The sequence below is a fragment of the Kitasatospora sp. NPDC054795 genome, assembly GCF_053611565.1.
On the sequence record NZ_JBSHAP010000241.1, the window covers coordinates 1 to 5,870 of the forward strand.

General features: G+C 72.6%; 6 protein-coding genes. 3 read left to right on the top strand and 3 right to left on the bottom strand.

The annotated features are described in order from the left end of the window. Positions 1 to 207 precede the first annotated feature (207 nt). Together ACWGJO_RS40630 and ACWGJO_RS40635 are read right to left on the bottom strand one after the other, a co-directional pair. The gene (locus ACWGJO_RS40630; RefSeq protein ID WP_452190830.1) at positions 208 to 1,224 is read right to left on the bottom strand and encodes a hypothetical protein; all 1,017 of its coding nucleotides are present in this window, start codon (positions 1,222 to 1,224) and stop codon (positions 208 to 210) included. A gap of 157 nt (positions 1,225 to 1,381) precedes the next feature. Continuing rightward, positions 1,382 to 3,169 carry a diguanylate cyclase domain-containing protein gene (locus tag ACWGJO_RS40635; protein WP_452190831.1) on the bottom strand — a complete coding sequence of 596 codons (1,788 nt, stop codon included), beginning with the start codon at positions 3,167 to 3,169 and terminating at the stop codon, positions 1,382 to 1,384. A gap of 362 nt (positions 3,170 to 3,531) precedes the next feature. On the opposite strand from ACWGJO_RS40635, the gene ACWGJO_RS40640 reads away from it, so the two are divergent. Continuing rightward, positions 3,532 to 4,068: a flavin reductase family protein gene (locus ACWGJO_RS40640; RefSeq protein WP_387695577.1), complete on the top strand. Its 537-nt coding sequence runs from the start codon at positions 3,532 to 3,534 to the stop codon at positions 4,066 to 4,068. Positions 4,069 to 4,080: 12 nt separating this feature from the next. Here ACWGJO_RS40640 and arfB read toward each other — a convergent pair whose 3' ends face one another. Beyond that, complete coding sequence (gene arfB, locus ACWGJO_RS40645; protein ID WP_359909336.1) at positions 4,081 to 4,515, bottom strand: alternative ribosome rescue aminoacyl-tRNA hydrolase ArfB; 435 nt, start codon at positions 4,513 to 4,515, stop codon at positions 4,081 to 4,083. 108 nt (positions 4,516 to 4,623) lie between these two features. On the opposite strand from arfB, the gene ACWGJO_RS40650 reads away from it, so the two are divergent. Together ACWGJO_RS40650 and ACWGJO_RS40655 are read left to right on the top strand one after the other, a co-directional pair. Continuing rightward, positions 4,624 to 5,112, top strand: coding sequence for a hypothetical protein (locus ACWGJO_RS40650; protein WP_452190832.1), 489 nt, complete (start codon positions 4,624 to 4,626; stop codon positions 5,110 to 5,112). A 134-nt stretch (positions 5,113 to 5,246) separates the two neighbouring features. Then, entirely contained in the window at positions 5,247 to 5,822 is a 576-nt protein-coding gene (locus tag ACWGJO_RS40655; RefSeq protein ID WP_359909342.1) for a TerD family protein, read from the top strand. Positions 5,823 to 5,870 lie beyond the last annotated feature (48 nt).

Below are 5,870 nucleotides of genomic sequence, written 5' to 3' on the forward strand. Positions count from 1 at the left end.
ATCGGCTCGCTGGAGACCGGCAAGCTCGCCGACCTGGTCGTGGTCGACTCCGAGAGCTACGACCTGGTCGCCGTGATGCGCCGCGGCCGCTGGGTGCTCGGCGGCGAGACGTTCCGGCCCGTCAGGGCCGACTGAGCGACGCCCGGAACACGACGCGGCCGCCCGCCCCCGAGGGGAACGGGCGGCCACGTCGCGTCCGCGGTGGCGTCAGCCGCTCGGCTCGATGGTGATCTGGTCGATCAGGACCGCACCGGAGGGCACCGTGAAGGTCACCGAGTTCGGCCCGGCCTGGAACTGCGGAAGTATCCAGGTGGAGAACCAGGAGGCGGTCTGGTCCTTGGGGGGCGCCCCGTAGACCTTGTACATCAGCCCGGACGGCCAGTCCTTGCCGTTCACGACGGCACTGCCCTTGAGGTCCGCGCCCGAGTAGTTGTAGTGCACGCTCAGCTTGTACGTCCCGGCCGTGGCGACCTCGCCGGTCCAGGTCACCGAACCGCCCGGCTGGAGCGTCAGGTAGCTGCCGTCGGCGGACTTGGCGCCCTTGACGCTGTTGCCGGACGGCGCGTTCTGCGCCTGGAGCTGGCCCGCGTCCACGCTCGTCGGCCCGGAGATGGCGGTGGCGCTCGACGTGGGGCCGGCGCTCGCGTTCGTGGCCGTCGGCGCCGGGCTGTTGGGGGCCGGCGGGGCGGTGGTCGCGGTACCGCCCTTGCTGTTCTTGGTGTCGTCCGGGTCCCCGGTGGAGAGCGCTATGCCGGCGCCGATCGCTATCGCCGCGACCACGGCGACCGCGCCGATCACCGCGCCCTTGCTCCGGCCGCTGCTGCGCGGCTCCTCCCCCGGCTGCGGCCGGGAGTGCTCCGCGTAGCGGGTCTGCTGGGTGGGCGCGGCACCGTACTCGGGCTGCTGCGGCGATCCGGGCTGACCGCCGTACGGGGCCTGCGGCTGACCGCCCGGGTACCCCTGCGGCGGCATGCCCTGCTGGCCGTACGGCTGCTGCTGTTGCTGCGCCCGCTGCGGATAGCCGTACTGCGCGCGCCCGACCTCCATCGGGCGGCTGTACGACGTGCGCGGGACCCCCTGCTGCGGCTCGGCCGGCTGCCCGGTGGAACCGTCGGCCGGGCGGTAGAGGTAGCCGAACGGGTCGTCGTCCTGCGGGGCACCGCCCCCCTGGCCCTCGGGCACTCCGTTGCTGCCGGCGGTCGTCACGGTGGTCTGCTCCCCCATCCGGTGCGCCGCCTGCTGCGGGCGGCGCAGATCATGGACGCTGTCGTACCGGGAACCCTACCTGTCGTATGTGACGGCGGGAAAAGACCCCTTGACAACTCACGGGTAACCCGGGCCGACCTGGGCGGACCCGAGCCCGCACCGGCCGTCCGCCGGTTCAGCCCGCGCGCCGGTGCGAGCGCTCGCCGCGCGCCCCGCGCACCGCCCCGCCCCGGGCCCGCTTCTCGTCGTACATCCGCTCGTCGGCGGTGTGCAGCACCTCCTCGATGCTCATCCCGCAGCCGGCCCAGCCGACCCCGAGGCTCACCCCCACCCGCATCGCCCGTCCGTCGATCCTCATCGGCGGGATGATGGCGCCCCGCAGCCGGTGGGCGAGGTCCTTGGCCTCCTCGCGGCCGATCCCGTCGGCCAGCACCACGAACTCGTCACCGCCGAGCCGGGCCACCGTGTCACCGTCCCGGACGGCCTGGCTCAGCCGCCGGGCGACCTCGACCAGCACCGCGTCGCCCGCGTTGTGGCCGAACCGGTCGTTGATCGACTTGAAGCCGTCCAGGTCGCAGAAGAGCACCGCGAGCCCCTTGTCCACCGCCGCCGCGCCCCCGGAGCGGAACGGCGCCGACCAGGCTTCGCCGCCCGGCCCGTACTCGGCCGGGACCACCGCGTGGACGTGCTCCCCGTAGCCCGCGCCGAGCCCGCTCGGCAGGCCCTCGGGCAGTCCGTAGCCGTGCACCGGCCCGGCGTACGGGTCCGCGCCCTCCAGCCGCTCGTGCGCCGTGTGCGCGCTGTAGGAGTCGGCCGGGTAGCCGTACGGCTGCGGGTAGGCCGCCTCGACCTGGCCGGCCGCGGCGCCGACCGGCTGCGGCTGGGCGCAGAGCCGGCGGGCCAGCCGGGTCTTGAGCTCGGCGCCGTTCGGCAGCCCGGTGAGCGCGTCGTGGCTGGCCCGGTGGGCGAGCTGGAACTCGTGCCGCTTGCGGTCCTCGATGTCCTCGACGTGCGTGAGCAGGAAGCTCGGGCCCTCGGCCGCGTCCGCGACGATCGAGTTGCGCAGGCAGACCCACTGGTAGCCGCCGTCCCGCCGGGACAGCCGCAGCTCCGCGCGGCCGCTCTCGGCGCTGGTGCGCTCCAGCAGCGCCCGGTCCTCGGGGTGCACGAGGTCGGCGAAGCTCTGCTGCCGCAGCACCGCCCGGGGCCGGCCGAGCAGCCGGCAGAGCGCGTCGTTGACCCTGGTCAGCTGGCCGCGCCCGACGCCGTGCAGCTCGGTGATCGCCATCCCGCTCGGCGCGTACTCGAAGGCCTGGCGGAAGCTCTCCTCGCTGGCCCGCAGCGCCTGCTGTTCCTTCTCCAGGCGGGCCAGCGCGCGTTGCATCTCGGCCCGCAGCCGGGCGTTGCCGATCGCGATGGAGGCCTGCAGGGAGAACATCTCCAGCGCCTCGCGGGTCCACGCCCCGGGCCGCTTGCCGCTGCGCGGGCGGTCCACCGAGAGGACGCCGAGGAGGTCGCCGCCGGCGCTGTACATCGGGGCGAGCAGCCCGTCCGCGGGGTGCCAGTCGTTGGCGTACACCGGCAGCGGGCTGTCCCCGATCCAGCGCGGGATGTCGCTGGCGACGGCCCAGCCGCGGTCGTACGGCAGGAAACGCAGGGTGCCCCAGTGGTCGCTGACGCCGAGCAGCCGGTCCCAGGACTCCCGGGAACCGACCTGGCCGAGCAGCACGGAGGGGCCGCCCATCGGGCTCTCCTCCAGCTCCCAGACGGCTGCCACCACGAGGTCGCCGTCCGGCCGGACCAGGCTGACGGCGGCGGCGTCGAAGCCGAGCCCGTGCACCGCGCCTTCGACAACGGCCTGGAGCGTGCCAGCGAGGCTGCGGGCAGCGTTGAGGTCCGCCACGACCCGGTGCAAGGTGCGGAGGGTCGCGAGACGGACGTACGGCTCCGACTCGGCTTCCATGCGGGGGCTCCCCGGCTGCTTCGGATAGTTCTTGATTGGTTATCGTCCGATTGCCAGAAGAACTGAATCACAGGGAGCACAGCGCTCGGCACGCTCGGTCAGCAATAGGCCATCACTTGTGACTTAAATCACACGACACTAATGCGCCCTTAATCAGTTCATCTGTCCCATAGCGGGACATAAAGCGCTATCGGCACATTTCTCGTGGTCGACCGCATGGGCCCCGGACTGAAGCCGACTGGGCCCGCCGGTCCGGCCGCTTCACTCCTGAGGGTGAGTTCGGCCACCGGGCGCAACCCTTCGGCCGGAGCGCCGGTCCTACGACCAAGGCCCGATGCCGTTCCTCCCGGGTGACGACTACCGTGCGGTACGTGTACCCGTCCCCGCAGCCCGAAGCTGCCCCCCACGCCACGCCCGACGAGTTCCGGGCTGCCCTCTCCCAGCTCGCCGCCGGCGTGAGCCTGGTGACCGTCCACGACCCGGAGGACGGCGAGGACGTCGGCATGACCGCCACGTCCTTCCTCTCGGTGTCGCTGGAGCCACCGCTGGTACTGATCTCGGTCCGCGAGGACTCACGGATGGACGAGGTGCTCTCCCGGACGGACACCTGGGCGGTCTCGGTGCTGACCGAGGGACAGAAGACGCTCGGCTCCCGGTTCGCCATGAAGGGCCGGCTCAGCGACCGGCTGCTGTTCGCGGACACCCCGCACCGGCGCGGCCCGCGCACCGGAGCCCCGCTGATCGACGGTGCGCTGGCCACCGTCGAGTGCCGCACCGAGCAGCGGATACCCGCCGGCGACCACACCCTGCTGCTCGGCCGCGTCCTGGAGGCTGTGGTCCCCGACCCGGCCGGCCGCCCGCTGCTCTACTTCCGCGGCGGCTACCGCACCCTCGGCTGAACCGCCCGCCGGCTACTCGCCGCCGCGCGGTGCCCGGCGGCCCTGCTTCAGTTCGGAGCGGAGCCGCTTGTTGGTCAGCCGCCGCTCGACCATTCCCCGGCTCGGCCTGGTCGCCCGCCGGGCCTTCGGCGGCGGCGCGCACGCCTCGCTCAGCAGCGCCGACAGCCGGGCCGCGGCCGCCTCCCGGTTGCGCCACTGCGAGCGGAACTCCGAGGCCTGGACCACCAGCACCCGGCCGTCCACCAGCCGACCGGCCAGCCGCTCCAGCGCACGCTCGCGCCACACCTCGGGCAGCGCCCCGGTCGACGCCAGGTCGAAGCGCAGCTCGGCCTTGGAGTCGGAGGTGTTGACGTGCTGGCCGCCGGGGCCGGAGGAACGCGAGAAGCGCCAGACGAGCTCGGCGTCGGGGACGACCACCGACCCCCGTACGCGGATGGGCTCGGACATGCGTCCATCATCCCGCGCCCGGCCCGCCCGGTCACCCGGTTATCGGTACGCCCCCGCGCCCGCGCACCCGGTTACCCCGATCCGCTCCGAGCCCCGACAATGGCCTACGTGATCGAGCTCGGCTACTCCCTCTCCAACCGTTTCCCCGACCCCCCGCAGACGGACTACCGCACCGCGTCCGTGCACGCCCTGCGCTACGACCTGTTCTGCGGCGACGTCTACCTGGACGGCGAGGGCTCGGACCTGTCCACCGCCTGGGGCTGGGTTCCGGTGCTCGACTTCGCCTGGGCGCTGTGCGACGTCGCCGAGCTCCTGGACCGCGACCCGGACGGCGGCCGGGCCGCCCGGGTGCAGACCGCCGACCTCGACTTCACCCAGAACACCGAGCTGCTGCGCTTCGCCCGCCGCTTCAACTGGGTCGAGGTCACCGCCACCTGGCTGCCGGACGAGCCGCCGGTGGTGGTCCGCCACGGCGAACTGCGGCGCGAGGCCCGGGACTTCCTCCAGGACACCCTGGCCGACCTCTTCGACATGCACTCCGGCCTGGCCGACAATCCGAACATCTGGACTCTGCAGGGCCGGTTCCGGCGGGTCTGACACCGGCTTTGCCCGGGCTTTGCCCTCCGATTGGCGCCCGCGAAGAATTCACGCTTCCTGCGGAACCAAGCCGCCGGAGTATTGCGTTGTCCCGGGAAATAGCGCACGAAGCGAACGAAGGGACTGCAATCGTCATGCCAGTGAGCCTCTCCAAGGGTGGCAACGTCTCGCTGACCAAGGAGGCCCCCGGCCTGTCCGCGGTCACCGTCGGCCTGGGTTGGGACGTCCGCACCACGACCGGCGCCGAGTTCGACCTCGACGCCAGCGCGATCGTCCTGAACGCGGACGGCAAGGTGCTGTCCAACGCCCATTTCGTGTTCTTCAACAACACCAGCACGCCGGACAACACCGTCGTGCACACCGGCGACAACCGCACCGGTGAGGGCGCGGGCGACGACGAGGCGCTCAACATCAGCCTGTCCGGCCTGCCGGCCGAGGCCGTCAAGATCACCTTCCCGGTCACCATCTACGACGGCGTCGCCCGCGGCCAGAACTTCGGCCAGGTCCGCAACGCCTACATCCGCGTGGTGAACGCGGCCGGCGGCGCCGAGATCGCCCGCTACGACCTCTCCGAGGACGCCGCCACCGAGACCGCGATGATCTTCGGCGAGCTCTACCGCAACGGCGCGGAGTGGAAGTTCCGCGCCGTCGGCCAGGGCTACGCCTCCGGCCTGGCCGGGATCGCCCAGGACTTCGGCGTGCAGATCTGACGCACCCGCGGGAAACACCGCGGCGCGGGAAGTCGGTCCGTCCGACTT